The 14,553-nt window shown below is 59.3% G+C and carries 13 protein-coding genes; 6 read left to right on the top strand and 7 right to left on the bottom strand.

Annotated elements, in window-relative coordinates; genetic code table 11:
* Positions 1-139: 139 nt before the first annotated feature.
* Positions 140-454 carry a 3-phosphoglycerate kinase gene (locus AB4Z35_RS09465; protein WP_442096795.1) on the bottom strand — a complete coding sequence of 105 codons (315 nt, stop codon included), beginning with the start codon at positions 452-454 and terminating at the stop codon, positions 140-142.
* A 49-nt stretch (positions 455-503) separates the two neighbouring features.
* Between AB4Z35_RS09465 and AB4Z35_RS09460 the strand changes: the two genes are divergently transcribed.
* The 5 genes from AB4Z35_RS09460 (at position 504) to aqpZ (ending at position 5,732) form a co-directional block, all read left to right on the top strand.
* A complete protein-coding gene (locus AB4Z35_RS09460) occupies positions 504-1,427 on the top strand; it encodes a LysR family transcriptional regulator (protein ID WP_007993836.1) in 924 nt (307 codons plus the stop codon).
* Positions 1,428-1,441: 14 nt separating this feature from the next.
* Positions 1,442-2,245, top strand: coding sequence for an alpha/beta fold hydrolase (locus tag AB4Z35_RS09455; RefSeq protein ID WP_442096794.1), 804 nt, complete (start codon positions 1,442-1,444; stop codon positions 2,243-2,245).
* A 3-nt stretch (positions 2,246-2,248) separates the two neighbouring features.
* Positions 2,249-2,806: a peptidylprolyl isomerase gene (locus AB4Z35_RS09450; protein WP_108227725.1), complete on the top strand. Its 558-nt coding sequence runs from the start codon at positions 2,249-2,251 to the stop codon at positions 2,804-2,806.
* Between the two features lie 94 nt (positions 2,807-2,900).
* Complete coding sequence (locus AB4Z35_RS09445; protein ID WP_007993831.1) at positions 2,901-4,733, top strand: ABC transporter ATP-binding protein; 1,833 nt, start codon at positions 2,901-2,903, stop codon at positions 4,731-4,733.
* 300 nt (positions 4,734-5,033) lie between these two features.
* On the top strand, positions 5,034-5,732 hold the full coding sequence (gene aqpZ / locus AB4Z35_RS09440) for an aquaporin Z (protein ID WP_442096793.1): 699 nt from the start codon (positions 5,034-5,036) through the stop codon (positions 5,730-5,732).
* An 18-nt stretch (positions 5,733-5,750) separates the two neighbouring features.
* Here the strand turns inward: aqpZ and AB4Z35_RS09435 are convergent, their stop codons facing one another.
* Positions 5,751-6,875 (bottom strand): GNAT family N-acetyltransferase, encoded by a 1,125-nt coding sequence (locus AB4Z35_RS09435; protein ID WP_442096792.1) that lies wholly within the window; start codon positions 6,873-6,875, stop codon positions 5,751-5,753.
* 281 nt (positions 6,876-7,156) lie between these two features.
* Between AB4Z35_RS09435 and AB4Z35_RS09430 the strand changes: the two genes are divergently transcribed.
* Positions 7,157-8,488: a putative porin gene (locus AB4Z35_RS09430; protein ID WP_442096791.1), complete on the top strand. Its 1,332-nt coding sequence runs from the start codon at positions 7,157-7,159 to the stop codon at positions 8,486-8,488.
* A 315-nt stretch (positions 8,489-8,803) separates the two neighbouring features.
* Here AB4Z35_RS09430 and AB4Z35_RS09425 read toward each other — a convergent pair whose 3' ends face one another.
* The 5 genes from AB4Z35_RS09425 to AB4Z35_RS09405 form a co-directional block, all read right to left on the bottom strand.
* Positions 8,804-8,971 carry a hypothetical protein gene (locus AB4Z35_RS09425; RefSeq protein WP_442096790.1) on the bottom strand — a complete coding sequence of 56 codons (168 nt, stop codon included), beginning with the start codon at positions 8,969-8,971 and terminating at the stop codon, positions 8,804-8,806.
* Between the two features lie 81 nt (positions 8,972-9,052).
* A complete protein-coding gene (locus tag AB4Z35_RS09420) occupies positions 9,053-10,306 on the bottom strand; it encodes an SEL1-like repeat protein (RefSeq protein ID WP_442096789.1) in 1,254 nt (417 codons plus the stop codon).
* Between the two features lie 19 nt (positions 10,307-10,325).
* On the bottom strand, positions 10,326-11,618 hold the full coding sequence (locus tag AB4Z35_RS09415; protein WP_442096788.1) for an SEL1-like repeat protein: 1,293 nt from the start codon (positions 11,616-11,618) through the stop codon (positions 10,326-10,328).
* Positions 11,618-13,522, bottom strand: coding sequence for a phospholipase D-like domain-containing protein (locus tag AB4Z35_RS09410; protein WP_442096787.1), 1,905 nt, complete (start codon positions 13,520-13,522; stop codon positions 11,618-11,620). The genes AB4Z35_RS09415 and AB4Z35_RS09410 overlap by 1 nt, the downstream gene beginning before the upstream one ends.
* Positions 13,519-14,553, bottom strand: a 1,035-nt coding sequence (locus tag AB4Z35_RS09405; RefSeq protein ID WP_442096786.1) for a DUF2345 domain-containing protein, incomplete at its 5' end; no start/stop codon positions are given. The genes AB4Z35_RS09410 and AB4Z35_RS09405, both read right to left, overlap by 4 nt.

Below are 14,553 nucleotides of genomic sequence, written 5' to 3'. Positions count from 1 at the left end.
CAATAAATTCGTTTATAAGCTCAGCATGCATTACCTCTGTAGGAGCGAGCCTGCTCGCGAGGCGTCGTGTCATTCAATTTTTCTGTTGCCTGACACTCCGCTATCGCGAGCAGGCTCGCTCCTACAGAAGACCCTGGCGTCATTTCGGGGTGCAAGTCAGCTCGATGCGCAGCTTGATAATGTTGCGGCTGAACTTGACGGTGGCATTTTTGTGCTTGCCGGCCGGTACGTCGATCTTGCGGGTACGCGGTGCTTCCGGGCCATTGATGAAAACGGCCTTGCAGCTTGCATCGACGTCGCCGTAGTTGGCCACCTGAATGGAGCCGATGTCGTTATCCGTGTCGTAGGTCTGGTAATCGATCTTCATGCCGTTGAGGTCTTTCTTCACATCGATCGGGTAAGCCATCGCCGTCAGCGGCAGCAGCGCCAGCAGCACACAACAGATTTTTTTCATTCAGCAGCCTCCAGTAAGGGCTGCCAGCTTAGGACAAGAGGAGCTCAACATGAAAGCGCCCCGCGTGACCCTTGATCAATGGCGAACGCTGCAGGCCGTGGTCGATCACGGTGGTTTCGCCCAGGCCGCCGAGGCGCTGCATCGCTCGCAATCATCGGTCAGCTACACCGTGGCACGCATGCAGGATCAGCTCGGCGTGCCGTTGCTGCGCATCGACGGACGCAAAGCCGTGCTGACCGAAGCCGGCGGCGTGCTGTTGCGCCGCTCCCGGCAACTGGTGAAACAGGCCAGTCAACTCGAAGACCTGGCCCATCACATGGAACAGGGCTGGGAAGCCGAAGTGCGCCTGGTGGTCGATGCCGCTTACCCAAGTGCCCGCCTCGTCCGCGCCTTGACCGCGTTCATGCCGCAAAGCCGTGGCTGCCGGGTGCGCCTGCGTGAGGAAGTGCTGTCGGGTGTGGAGGAAGTTCTGCTGGAAGGCGTGGCCGACCTGGCCATCACCGGGTTCAGTATTCCCGGCTACCTGGGCGCGGAATTGAGCGACGTCGAGTTCGTCGCGGTCGCCCACCCGGAACATCCCCTGCACCGCCTCAACCGCGAACTGAACTTCCAGGACCTGGAAAGCCAGATGCAAGTGGTAATTCGCGACTCGGGCCGCCAGCAACCACGGGACGTCGGCTGGCTCGGTGCCGAACAGCGCTGGACCGTCGGCAGCCTGGCCACCGCCGCAACCTTCGTCAGCAGCGGCCTGGGTTTTGCCTGGCTGCCCAGGCACCTGATCGAGCGGGAACTCAAGGAAGGTACGCTCAAGCTGCTACCGTTGGATCAGGGCGGTAGCCGCAACCCGAGCTTTTACCTGTATTCGAACAAGGACAAACCACTGGGACCTGCCACGCAGATTCTCATCGAACTGCTGCGCACCTTTGACACCGCACCACTGGACGCGCCGTTCGCCGCCCCCGAACAAGCCTGACACGGAGTGTATGCATGGCCTATTTCGAACACGAAGGTTGCAACCTGCACTATGAGGAATATGGCCACGGCACGCCGCTGCTGYTGGTCCACGGCCTCGGTTCCAGCACCCTGGACTGGGAAAAGCAGATCCCGGCATTGGCCACCTGTTACCGGGTGATCGTCCCGGATGTACGCGGTCACGGTCGCTCGGACAAACCCCGGGAGCGCTACAGCATTGCCGGATTCAGCGCTGACCTGATTGCACTGATCGAGCACCTCAATCTCGGTCCGGCACACTATGTCGGCCTGTCCATGGGTGGCATGATCGGCTTCCAGCTGGGCGTGGATCAGCCGCAACTGCTCAAGAGCCTGTGCATCGTCAACAGCGCGCCGGAGGTCAAACTGCGCAGCCGCGATGACTACTGGCAGTGGTTCAAGCGCTGGAGCCTGATGCGCGCCCTTAGCCTGGGCACCATTGGCAAGGCGCTGGGCGACAAGCTGTTCCCGAAACCCGAGCAGGCTGACCTGCGACAAAAAATGGCCGAACGCTGGGCAAAAAACGACAAACATGCTTATCTCGCCAGCTTCAATGCCATTGTGGGCTGGGGGGTCCAGGAACGACTTTCCAAGGTTACCTGTCCAACCCTCATCGTCAGTGCCGACCGTGACTACACACCGGTGGCGCTGAAGGAAAACTACGTAAAACTGCTGCCCGATGCGCGGCTGGTGGTGATCGCCGATTCACGCCACGCCACGCCGCTGGACCAGCCGGAACACTTCAACCAGACACTGCTGGAGTTTCTGACCGCAGTCGACACCACCACTCAGGATCACTGACCCATGCTGAAAAAAATCGCCCTCGCCGCAGGCTCCGTCCTGTTTGCCGCCAACCTGATGGCGGCAACGCCTGCCAAGGCACCGCACGTGCTGCTGGACACCACCAACGGCCAGATCGAAATCGAACTGGACCCGGTCAAGGCCCCGATCAGTACCAGGAACTTCCTTGAGTACGTCGACAGTGGCTTCTATAACAACACGGTTTTCCACCGGGTGATTCCGGGTTTCATGGTCCAGGGCGGTGGCTTCACCCAGGCCATGCAGCAAAAAGACACCAAGGCACCAATCAAGAACGAGCACAACAACGGCCTGGTCAACGTTCGCGGCACCTTGTCGATGGCCCGTACTTCGGTGCCTGACTCGGCCACCAGCCAGTTCTTCATCAACGTCAAGGACAACGACTTCCTTGACCAGGGCGACGGTTACGCGGTGTTCGGCAAAGTGGTCAAAGGCATGGACGTGGTCGACATCATCGTCAATTCGCCAACCACCGTTCGTAACGGTATGAAGGACGTGCCGGCCGACCCGGTGTTCATCAAGTCGGCCAAGCGCATCGACTGAGACTAAGCTGGACAAGGATGTCCGAGCCGTTGCCGGTGTTTGCCGGCAACGCTCAAACCGTTAAAAGGAGAGCCCGTTCGCGGGCGAACAACCGATGCTTTATCGCCGCTTTGAAAAACTGATCGATGTTTTCCGTGAAGCACCGACGGCGTCTCCGCCGGACCGGGTTTTCCCTTTTTACACTTATTACCTCAAGCAGGTCTGGCCGAGCTTCGCCGCCCTGTTGATCGTCGGCCTGATTGGTGCATTGATCGAAGTGGCGCTGTTCAGCTACCTGAGCCGCATCATCGACCTGGCCCAAGGGACGCCGAACATCAATCTGTTCCAGGAACACGCCCTCGAACTGACCTGGATGGTGGTGGTTGCTCTGGTGCTGCGCCCTATATTCGTGGGCCTGCATGACCTGCTGGTGCACCAGACCCTGAGCCCCAGCATGACCAGCATGATCCGCTGGCAAAACCACAGTTATGTGCTCAAGCAGAGCCTGAATTTTTTCCAGAATGATTTCGCCGGGCGCATCGCCCAACGCATCATGCAAACCGGCAACTCACTGCGCGATTCCGCCGTGCAGGCCGTCGATGCGCTGTGGCATGTGCTGATCTACGCCATCAGTTCGCTGGTGCTGTTCGCCGAAGCCGACTGGCGCCTGATGATCCCGCTGCTGACGTGGATCTTCGCCTTCATCGGTGCCCTTTGTTACTTCGTGCCACGGGTCAAGGATCGGTCGGTGGTGGCGTCTGATGCGCGCTCCAAACTCATGGGGCGGATTGTCGACGGCTACACCAATATCACCACCCTGAAGTTGTTCGCCCACACCAACTTCGAGCAGCAATACGCCCGCGAAGCCATCAAGGAGCAGACTGAGAAAGCCCAGCTGGCGGGTCGCGTGGTCACCAGCATGGACGTGGTCATCACCAGCATGAACGGCTTGCTGATCGTCTGCACCACCGGCCTGGCCCTGTGGTTGTGGACGCAGTCATTGATCAGCGTGGGCGCGATTGCCCTGGCCACCGGCCTGGTGATCCGTATCGTCAACATGTCCGGCTGGATCATGTGGGTGGTGACCGGCATCTTCGAAAACATCGGCATGGTGCAGGACGGTCTGCAGACCATCTCGCAACCGGTCTCCGTCACCGACCGCGACCAGGCCAAACCCCTGGCGGTGGCCCGTGGCGAAGTGCGCTTCGAACAGGTGGATTTCCACTACGGCAAGCAGAGCGGGATCATCGGCGACCTCAACCTGAGCATCAAGCCCGGTGAAAAAATCGGCCTGATCGGCCCGTCCGGTGCCGGCAAATCGACCCTGGTGAACCTGCTGCTGCGCCTGTATGACGTCGAAGGCGGACGCATCCTGATCGACGGCCAGAACATCGCCGACGTCAGCCAGGAGAGCCTGCGCGAACGCATCGGCATGATCACCCAGGACACGTCGCTGCTGCACCGCTCGATCCGTGACAACCTGCTGTATGGCAAACCAGACGCCACCGATGCCGAACTCTGGGAAGCCGTGCACAAGGCCCGGGCCGACGGTTTCATTCCTTCACTGTCGGACGCTGAAGGCCGCACCGGTTTCGATGCCCACGTCGGTGAGCGCGGGGTGAAACTCTCCGGTGGCCAGCGCCAGCGCATTGCCATCGCCCGCGTACTGCTCAAGGACGCGCCGATCCTGATCATGGACGAGGCCACGTCGGCACTGGATTCGGAAGTCGAAGCGGCGATCCAGGAAAGCCTCGAAACCCTGATGCAGGGTAAAACCGTGATCGCCATCGCACACCGGCTCTCGACCATCGCCCGCATGGACCGGTTGGTGGTGCTGGAAAACGGCCAGATCGCCGAAACCGGCAGCCATGCCGAACTGCTGGCCCATGGCGGTTTGTATGCGCGCTTGTGGCAACACCAGACCGGTGGGTTTGTCGGGATCGATTGATCTAATGAACAACACACTTCCCCTGTGGGAGCGAGCTTGCTCGCGATAGCAGATTGACATTTAACATTGGTGTCGACTGACAAACCGCCATCGCGAGCAAGCTCGCTCCCACAGGGATAAGCGCCATACCGTAAGATCGAAAAAACCGCCAGACCCCGTCAATCACGGGGCCTGGCGGTTTTTTGTGCCTGCTGGAATTCTGAAAAAACCCTGCTGTACTCACTGCAACGTTCTGGAGGTGGTTCTGCAGTCCATCGGCTGGATGCTCAAGGCGGCATAATCTCGAAAGGGCTCACTCTCATGTCTCTGTTAAAACGTTCGGCTACAGAGTTGGTAGGTACGTTCTGGCTGGTGTTGGGTGGTTGCGGCAGTGCGGTGCTGGCGGCGGCTTTTCCGGATGTGGGGATCGGTCTTCTCGGGGTGTCCTTCGCGTTTGGCCTGACCGTGCTGACCATGGCCTTCGCCATTGGCCATATTTCCGGTTGTCATCTCAATCCTGCGGTATCCCTCGGCCTCGTGGTGGGTGGGCGGTTTCCGGCCAATGAATTGCCGGCCTACATCATTGCCCAGGTCATTGGCGGTGTGATTGCAGCCGCCCTGCTGTATTTCATTGCCAGCGGCAAACCCGGTTTCGAACTGGCGGGAGGATTGGCATCCAACGGCTATGGCGAACACTCGCCTGGCGGCTATTCGATGGCGGCAGGGTTTGTCTGTGAACTGGTGATGACGGCGATGTTCATCCTGATCATCCTCGGCGCCACCGACAAACGTGCACCGGCAGGACTGGCACCGATTGCCATCGGCCTGGGGCTGACGCTAATCCACCTGATCTCGATCCCCGTCACCAACACTTCGGTCAACCCGGCGCGCAGCACCGGCCCGGCGCTGATCGTCGGCGGCTGGGCGATTCAACAACTGTGGATGTTCTGGGTCGCACCGCTGCTCGGTGCAGTCGTCGGTGGCGTGCTGTATCGCTGGCTGGGCAAGGAAGACAACTGACACGCTGCACGGTGAAGATCAGCCCTGTCGATAAGGCAAGGCTGACTTCGCGTCTTCTGCATAAGCCAGTACCCCCAACCGCTCCTGCTCCAGAAAGTCCTTCACCGCCGCTTTTAATCCCGGATGCCGCAAGTAGTGCCAGGAATGCGTAATGACTGGCTCGAATCCGCGAATCAGTTTGTGCTCACCCTGGGCTCCGGCATCGAAACGCTGGAAACCGTTGGCAATTGCGTAGTCCATGCCCTGGTAGAAACAAGTCTCGAAATGCAGGCGGTCGAACTCCGCCAGACAGCCCCAGTAACGCCCGTAGAAACTGTCGCCCCCCACCAGGCTGAAAGCCATCGCCACCGGCCGTGAACCCTGCCTGGCCAACACCACGCGAATCGACTCGGGCATGCGTTCGGCCAACAGGCTGAAAAATTCCCGCGTCAGGTATGGCGCCTGGCGGCGCACCGCATAGGTATTGGCGTAGCAGGCATAGACGAAATCCCATTGCGCCTGGTTCAGCTCCCGCCCTTGCAACCATTCGAACTCAAAGCCCTGCCCCGCCACCTGCTCTCGCTCCTTGCGCATCTGTTTGCGCTTGCGCGAACTCAGCACGTCAAGGAAGTCCTGGAAATCCCGGTAGCCGCGATTCTGCCAGTGGTATTGACAGCCAACGCGCTGCAGCCAGCCGGGCTGCTCGCTCAGTGCCGCGTCGGTGAACGAATCGGTGAAGTTGATGTGGGCGCTGGAGAGCCCTTCGAGCTCAAGGTAGCCCGGCAGGCTTTTCATTAACTCGAAGCCGTCTTCGACCTTGGCCGCCAACAGCCGCGGCCCGGTGACGGGACTGAACGGCACGGCAGTCAACAGTTTGGGGTAGTAGTCGATGCCAGCGCGTTCACAGGCATCGGCCCAGGCGTGATCGAACACGTATTCGCCGTAGGAATGCCACTTGCGATAACTGGGTAGCGCGGCGATCAGGCGGACACCTTCAACGTGCAGCAAATGCTCGGGCTGCCAGCCGGAATGGGGGCCGACGCTGCCGCTGTCTTCCAGTGCGCTCAAAAAAGCGTGACGCAGAAAAGGCTGAGTCTCGGGCACCAGGGCGTCCCAGGTCTGCGGGGCGATTTCTGACAGTCTTTGCAGGCGTTGCAACGGCATCACCATCCTCACTCTTCATGGCGTGAAAGCCCCGCGAGTATCGCCTATCGCTCTGTATTGCACACGAGCAAAACGACGACAGTGCTCTAACTCAATAGTTCAAGACGACTCTGTATCGTCATCGACATGACATCACATCGCCACCGCTCTGTCATAAACCATCGCGATACTGGCGCCTGTTTTTAGAGCGCCGGGTTATACCCGGTCACTGTTTTCCGCCCCTAAGTGGTCGGTTGTGCCCCGGATGGCTCTGTCATCCCCTCTCATCTTCGGAGATTGATATGCGTCTTGCTTCCACGAAAACTGCGGCGGCCTTGTGCGGTGGCCTGCTGTTGGCCATGAGTGTTCCGGCCAGTGCCGCAGTCGACGCCAAACTGCTCGACATGCTCAAGGCTAACGGCTCGATCACCAACGCGCAGTACAGCGAACTGCAAGCCGAGCTGGCCAGGGATCAGAAAGACCAGCAGATCGCCCGTCAGGCTCAGCAAGAGACTAACGAGCAAATCGCGGCCACCGCGAAGAAAACCGACGCACTGAGCACCTTCGACCAGAAGCTGGCCTGGGCCGCCAAGACCCAATTCAAGGGTGACGTGCGTTTCCGTGAAGAAACCGTGCACAACGATGGCGTGCCAAACAACAAGGACCAGGATCGTCAGCGCATTCGTGCCCGCCTGGGTGCCTACAGCGAAATCAACCCGCAGGTCGACACTGGTATCCGTATCGCTACCGGCAGCAACGACGACGCTCGCTCGACCAACCAGGACCTGAACAACTACTTCGACAAGAAGCAGATCTGGCTGGACCAGGGTTACATCGACTACCACCCTGACGCGATCAAGAACCTGCACCTGGTTGGCGGCAAGATGCCGCAACAATGGGTGAGCATGGGCGACATCATCTGGGATAGCGACATCAACCCGGAAGGTCTGGCAGTCACCTACAAATACCCGTTGAGCGGCAGCACCGAGCTGTTCGGTAGCGCCGGTCACTACACCCTCAAGGACAACGTCGACGGTGAAGGCGTGCAGTTCAAACACGACCTGCGCCTTTACGCTGGTCAGTTGGGTGGTCGCTTCGCCATTACCGACAGCATGAAAATGACGTTGGGCGGCAGTATCTACTCCTACGACAACGACAGCAGCAGTGCCTGCCCTACCTCCGGCACCGTTACCACGCCATGCGCCCTGGCCGTCAACGGCAACAGCCCGAACGAAACCTTCAAACTGTACGAAGGCTTTGGTCAGCTGGACTTCAGCAACCTGCCAGTTCCGCTGTCGATCTACGGTCAGTACGTCAACAACACCGATGYAAGCAACGACCAGGACACTGGCTGGTTGGCCGGTGTGAAGTCCAAGGTCTACGGCTTCAATCTGGACTACAACTACCGCGACGTACAGCGTAACGCTGTGGTGGGTGCCTTCACCGACTCCGACTTCGCCAACGGCTTCACCGGTTCGCGCGGCAGCAAGCTGAAAGTGAGCTACGACCTGGACAAGAACTTCGCCCTGGGCGCGACCTACTTCATGGCGACCTCGGACCAGACCAACGCCAACATCAAGAAAACCGATTCGGACATCAACACCCTGCAACTGGATGCCGAAGCGAAGTTCTGATTCACCCGCTACACGACCCGGGCAAGGAAGCCCGGGCCGCTTTTACAGCCTGGCGTTGATGTATCGGTCCCCATCATCCTCCGATACATCAACGCCGGGCTGTTTTCACATCCCCGCTGCACCCATTCAATTGTGGCGAGCGAGCTTGCTCGCGCTGGACTGCGAAGCAGTCCCGGAACCAGCCACCGAGCTCTGCAAGTAGAACTTCCCCGTAAAAAACGTGCGCATTGCACTTGATGGGCAATTTCCATCCGTTCATTGAAATCGAAGCCGAGGCTGACAAACAGCGGCCCCGCCGTGTCACGTTTAGCTGCTTTATCGTCGTCCCCCCTCGGAAAACCACTGGCGGTCATAGTCGTATTGCGCCCGGGTGGAGTACTGCATTGCCCGATCCTGGATGCGGAGCAAGCCTTTGCCGGGCAAGTTGGCTTCACCCGCGATGCCTGCGGCATTGAACGGCATTTCCCAGCCCAGCAAACGCACTTGTGTACCAAAGCTGCGCGCAGCAGAGACCTCGCAACGGCGTAGCCCCCCCAAATAGCGACACGGCGCGATATCGACGCGTCACCCGAGCAGGTACCATTCAACCGCTTGTTCGTGTCGTGTGATCCTGTCGGAAAAGGGCCAAGTGCGCATCTGGTAGCGCTCAACCAGCTGCGTCGGCAAGATCTCGCCCTGTTCGAAATACCGAGCGACGCTCCTGTCCACTGAGTGATGGCGGGGAAGCCAGCCAACCTTCCAGTATCCACTTACCGGACAGACTTGGCCGCTGTGGCAGTTCGGTGCCGATAAATGAGATTGGCTGAATGCAGGCGATCCCGGTAGCCCCTGACCCGTGGCCGGGTCGAGAAGCTTGGCTTTGGCCAGTTGGTTGATCAGCGCTTCGCTGGGTTTTTCAGGCGGGACATTGGCCAGGCGCTCTTCGAGCCATTGGAGCTTGCCGTCCCAGGCGGGCAACGTGGCGGGTGGCAGAGGAACAATCTCGTTGATCTCGGGGACTTTGGGATTGGCGTAGGAGTAGCCCGAGAGGATTTTCCAGATTTTTTCGTAGCGATCGGCGCGTTCGAGGTCTTCCTGTTGGCCGAGGTAGTGCAAGCGATCATCTGGCGTAGGGCCACGGAAGCCTTCTTCCAACCACCCGGCAGCGCCGTCGTTACCAGCTGCAACGCCCATCTGGAAGACCTCAAGCACTTCTTGGTACTCCCCTTTGTTTTTAAGGTTGATACCCAGAGCGACGGCTGCCTTGCCATTGCCCTGTTCAGACGCACAGCGGCGCATCTGCCGCGCAACATCCGGGGCAATGTTGATCGGCGCCAACTTGTCTGCGACAGAGGCTTGAGCCAGCGCACTACCTTCATCAGCGGCTTTACGGTAGTAACGCAACGCCATTTCGTGATCCTGCTGCAACCCAGCCACACCGTGCTGCAGGAAGATACCGACAAAGTAATATCCCGTTGCCACTCCCGCGTTGATCAGTTGCTCACTCATGCGCAAATGCTCTTCACCACGGAGTTTGAAAGTACCGCGCATCGCACCGTTCTGCAGATTGATATTGGCCTTGTAGTGGCCGTTTTCACTGGCGATGCGATATAGACGTTCGATCTCGCCATCGACAGTCTTGTCCTGCTTGAGTTGGTTGTTCTTTTGCAACCAGCGCGCGTAATGGAACAGCACATCGGCCTCTGCGGGCGGCGCCGGAATTGCTTCCTGTTGGCAGGTGAACGCGAGATTAACGTTGATATCGGTGAGCGGGTTTACAACGTCCGCAGACAAAGGCTCGGCACTGTTGGCACCACAACCGGTCAAGGCGATGAGCATCCAACAGCCCCATAAATACTCAGGCCTCACCGAACAGCCTCCATTCGATATTTTCCTCCTCGACCGTCACTCGGTCGGCGAGCAGGAATTGGCTGTGACGATGTTTGACGTTCAGGGTCGGCATGATCTCGCCCTTCTCGAAGCGCCGGGGTTCGCCTTTTTCCAGGCGCGCCCCGGATTGACCGGCGATACTTTCCGCCAGCCAATAACCGGTATGCGTGCAGGCTTGGCCGCTGTTGCAGGTCGGTCTTTTGATGTAGTCGATCTGTATAAAGGCCGGGGAGCCCGGCATGGGCCGGCCGGTGGCGGGTTCGAGGACTTTGGCCTTGGCCAGTTGATGAATCAGTGCTTCGCTGGGTTTTTCGGGCGGGACATTGGCCAAGCGTTCTTCGAGCCATTGGAGCTTGCCGTCCCAGGCGGGCAACGTGGCGGGTGGCAGCGGGACGATCTCGTTGATCTCGGGGACTTTGGGATTGGCGTAGGAGTAGCCCGAGAGGATTTTCCAGATTTTTTCGTAGCGATCGGCGCGCTCGAGGTCTTTCTGTTGGCCCAGGTAGTACAGCCGATCATCCGGCTCCGGACCACGGAAGCCTTTGCTCAAAAAAGAAGCCGAAGTACTGTCACCGGCAGTTGCCCCAAGTTGGAATGCTTCGAGCGCTTCCTGATAACGCCCTTTCGTCGATAAATTAACCCCTAGCGCTCTTGCAGCTTTGCCGTTTCCCTGTTCAGCGGCGCAACGGCGCATTTGCCGAGCAACGTCCGGTGCAATGTCGATCGGCGCCAACTTGTCGGCGATATATGCCTGGCCTTGTGCATTACCCTGGTCGGCGGACTTGCGGTAGTAACGCAACGCCATTTCGTGATCCTGCTGCAATCCAGCCGAACCATGCTGCAGGAAAATGCCGACAAAGTAATATCCCGCCGCAACGCCCGCGTCGATCAATTGCTCGCTCATGCGCAAATGCTCTTCACCACGGAGTTTGAAGAAACCACGCACGGCACCGTTCTGCAGATTGATATTGGCCTTGTAGTGGCCGTTTTCACTGGCGATGCGATATAGACGTTCGATCTCTGCATCAACAGTCTTGTCCTGTTTGAGTTGGTTGTTCTTTTGCAACCAGCGCGCGTAGCGGAATAGCACATCGGCCTCGGCGGAGGCCGTGGGGATCTGCTCGTGTACGCAGTTGAAAGCCATATTGGCCTTGGCTTCAGTCAAAGGGTTCAAGGGCATTTTCTCGGTCGAAGTAGAAGTAGGATTACTGGTATCGCAGGCGACCAGCAGCAGGCATGACAGCAGCAAGAGCCGGCGCATCAGTCGAGGTCCGACAGGTCGGATTCGCCGAAATAGAACTCGACGAGGGGGGCGTAGGGAGTCAATTGTTCCGATTGAAAGTCTTTATTCCGATTGATGATTTCTTCCCACGCTTCGAACGCCTTTTCCGGGTCATCCTGCGCACCCAATCCATTCGTATGCATCTCCCACAACCGCCGCCGCAGCCCCTGCGTCACGCTCGCCCACTCATGCGCAATATTCAGTTCGCTATCCACCTGCATGCTGCGGGTGTTGATGTTGGCTGAGCCGTGAGTGGTGAACACATCGTCGACGATCATCAGCTTGGAGTGGATGTACACCGGCATCCAGGGCTTACCGGCGGGCGAGTCGGGGGCGACCAGTGAGCACACATGGACTTTCAGGCCGGTTAATTCCGGGAGTTGGGTAAAAGTCTCACCCTCGATTGCCTCGATTTGGCTCTGGAGTGAGGCTTTGCGCCAATCGTTGTCCAGAGTCTTGCGCCGCTGCGCTTCCTTGGCCTCGTCGCTGAGATCGGTTCCGCCCAATGCGTCGGTGAGTTTCGTTAGCGTGACCAAGGCATGCTGCTCCAGGCGTTCGCCCAGACCGGACTCCAGCGCGGCGGCCTCGGCTTTTGCCTTTTCAATCCGCCGTAACCTTGTGATTGCAGGCATGGTATGGCCGCGCCCGAGGCTTTCGAGCATGCGCTGGGTGTTCACGGTGCCGGAGCCTATGCCGGCTTTGCTTGCATTGGTGATCACAAACAGGTGCAAGGGACCGTGTATGGCGGGGTCGCGCCCGGCCTTGGTCTGGCCGGCGGCAACGGCCTTGATCAATTCGGCCAGGGGCGGCCAGCGGAAATACTGGTTTTCGATATAGATGAACTGGGTCGCGTTGTTCACCGCTTGCAGGTAAAGCTTCTCGATATCCCGTTTGCCCTCCTGGGCCTGGGTGCGCAGGATCTGCGCGATCTGTCGGTTGGCGTCCGGGGAGCATTGCAGTTGCGGCCCTACCTCTTTGGCTCGGCGCAGGTCGAGCAAGTCCTCACCGGTTTCCTTGCGCCAGGCGCTGGCGAAGTTGTGATGCAGGTGTTCCAGGATCGGTCCGCTGACCTGGCTTGAAATGTCCTGACGAGGGGTATCGCCACGCGGGCCCTTGTTGGGGGCGGGTTTGGTGTCCTTGTCACGGTTCACCGCAAAATGGTCATTGGTGTCCCAGTACTCGTCGAGCATGTTGTGCCCCATCACGAAACCGACGGCGCGGTCCGGCAGTTCATAATCGACGAGGACCGTTTTTTGATGATGGGTCGCTGTCGCCGTCAGGATGAATTGCGTAGTGGCGCTGACCTGCGGGTCGAGACTTTTGTATTTCGCCTGATGGGCTATTTCGGCCCGTTCAAACACGCTGAAACCACGACTGACGAATACCGGCACGTTGCGCGCCACCCGCATCGCAGGCGCCAGATGGTCACTGAACGCGCATCGGGCAAACCACTGGCGGTCGTAGGCATATTGATCATCCGTGGAGGGTTGCAGCTCCCGATCGTAGTATCGGAATGGGCCTTTACCGGGCAGGTTGGCTTCTCCGGCTTTGCCGGCGGTATTGAATGGCATTTCCCACCCCAGGATCCGCACCTTGACGCCTTCGCGTGCCATGGCCATCAGTAATTCACCGATACACGGCTCCTGGCCATTGCGGATGAAGTACATCGACGGCTGGAAACCCCAGCAGATGATGTCGACAGTTGCCTTGGCCTTTGAAATGGCCTGGTGCACGGCCCGGAAGGCTTCCTCGCCATTGATCAATGGTTGATAAGTCGCCATGGCGGGAGGGTATTCGGTATTGCGCACATACCATGGCGGGGTACAGGTCACCTCTTGGGTGTGCTGGAGTGCGACCGGTGTGACGATCTCGTATTGGCTCATGGTGTTTTCCCTTCCTGATCACTGGCTCCTTCCATCACCGTGGCATACAGGCCTCGGTGATCCGTGTGCGATGTGGGTTGACTCACCTCGGCGTGGGCTCGCGAGGGATGGTTATGCAAGCCGCGATTGGCCAGTTGCGCCTGTTCGGCATTGCGGTAATCGGTAGGCACCGGGATCTGGTAGGTCACACCGTTGGCCATGACCAACCGGTAGCCCCGTGTCACGACCTGATGATCGATTAGCAGTTGCCCGGAAGCGTCCAGCACACCTTGCTTGAGCTCGGCACCGTCGGCGTAAAGCGTGTAGGGCATGCCTGCCCAGACTTGGTGGTTGGCGTTGGGGGCTTGCGATACGTTGAATCGCAGCATTTGTTTGGACAGGCTTTGCGGGTAATCCGGATGTGTGGCCGTCATGCTCGCCGCACCGCTGTATTCGAAATGCGCCGCCTTGACCTTGTGGTCGCCCGCCGTGCCCGATTCGATGCCGCTCTGTTCCAGGCTGAGGTAGCTGCCACCGCCGTTGAGGACGATTTTCTTTTTCGCGGTGATGCGGACTTCGTCTTCGGTGCTGGTGATGTCCAGGCCCAGCCGGGCGATCAGTTCCAGCTTGTCGTTTTGCGCTTGGACGCTTATCGGCCCCTGATTGGCAATCAGCTTGATCCCCAGCTTGCGCACGAACAGGCTCAGCCCCTGGCCGACGCCGATGAACAGGCGCTTGACCACGCTGAGGTGCGCTGCGCCGCCGGCGTTGAGCATCAGGTTGTCCTGCGCCGCCAGTTGCAGGTGCTTCCCGCTGGTGAAGGCGATGCCTTGCGGGGCGCTGAGCAGCAAGACCTGGGACTTGAGCTGTTCGAGGTCCTGGCGCAGCAGGTTCAACTGCGCGGCCACGTCCGCCGGCTCGGCGTGGGCGGCCTGGGCGTCGACCGACAGCTGCTGCAGCTGTTCGCCGGCCTGTTGCAGGCGGCCGACGGCAGCGTCCATGTCCAGCACCGGGCCCTGCGCCTTGGCCTGCGCATCCGCGCTGATGAACAG

The organism is Pseudomonas sp. KB_15 (assembly GCF_052114525.1).
GTDB lineage: Bacteria > Pseudomonadota > Gammaproteobacteria > Pseudomonadales > Pseudomonadaceae > Aquipseudomonas.
The sequence above is the reverse complement of the archived record's forward strand: the minus strand, read 5'-3'. Positions and strand labels throughout refer to the sequence as shown.

Excerpts from the sequence above, each read along its gene's own strand:
- AB4Z35_RS09410 (WP_442096787.1), bottom strand. The coding sequence starts at position 13,522 with ATGAGCCAATACGAGATCGTCACACCGGTCGCACTCCAGCACACCCAA.
- AB4Z35_RS09415 (WP_442096788.1), bottom strand. The coding sequence starts at position 11,618 with ATGCGCCGGCTCTTGCTGCTGTCATGCCTGCTGCTGGTCGCCTGCGAT.
- AB4Z35_RS09460 (WP_007993836.1), top strand. The coding sequence starts at position 504 with ATGAAAGCGCCCCGCGTGACCCTTGATCAATGGCGAACGCTGCAGGCC.
- AB4Z35_RS09465 (WP_442096795.1), bottom strand. The coding sequence starts at position 454 with ATGAAAAAAATCTGTTGTGTGCTGCTGGCGCTGCTGCCGCTGACGGCG.
- AB4Z35_RS09450 (WP_108227725.1), top strand. The coding sequence starts at position 2,249 with ATGCTGAAAAAAATCGCCCTCGCCGCAGGCTCCGTCCTGTTTGCCGCC.
- AB4Z35_RS09435 (WP_442096792.1), bottom strand. The coding sequence starts at position 6,875 with ATGCCGTTGCAACGCCTGCAAAGACTGTCAGAAATCGCCCCGCAGACC.
- AB4Z35_RS09445 (WP_007993831.1), top strand. The coding sequence starts at position 2,901 with ATGCTTTATCGCCGCTTTGAAAAACTGATCGATGTTTTCCGTGAAGCA.
- AB4Z35_RS09420 (WP_442096789.1), bottom strand. The coding sequence starts at position 10,306 with ATGCTCATCGCCTTGACCGGTTGTGGTGCCAACAGTGCCGAGCCTTTG.
- aqpZ (WP_442096793.1), top strand. The coding sequence starts at position 5,034 with ATGTCTCTGTTAAAACGTTCGGCTACAGAGTTGGTAGGTACGTTCTGG.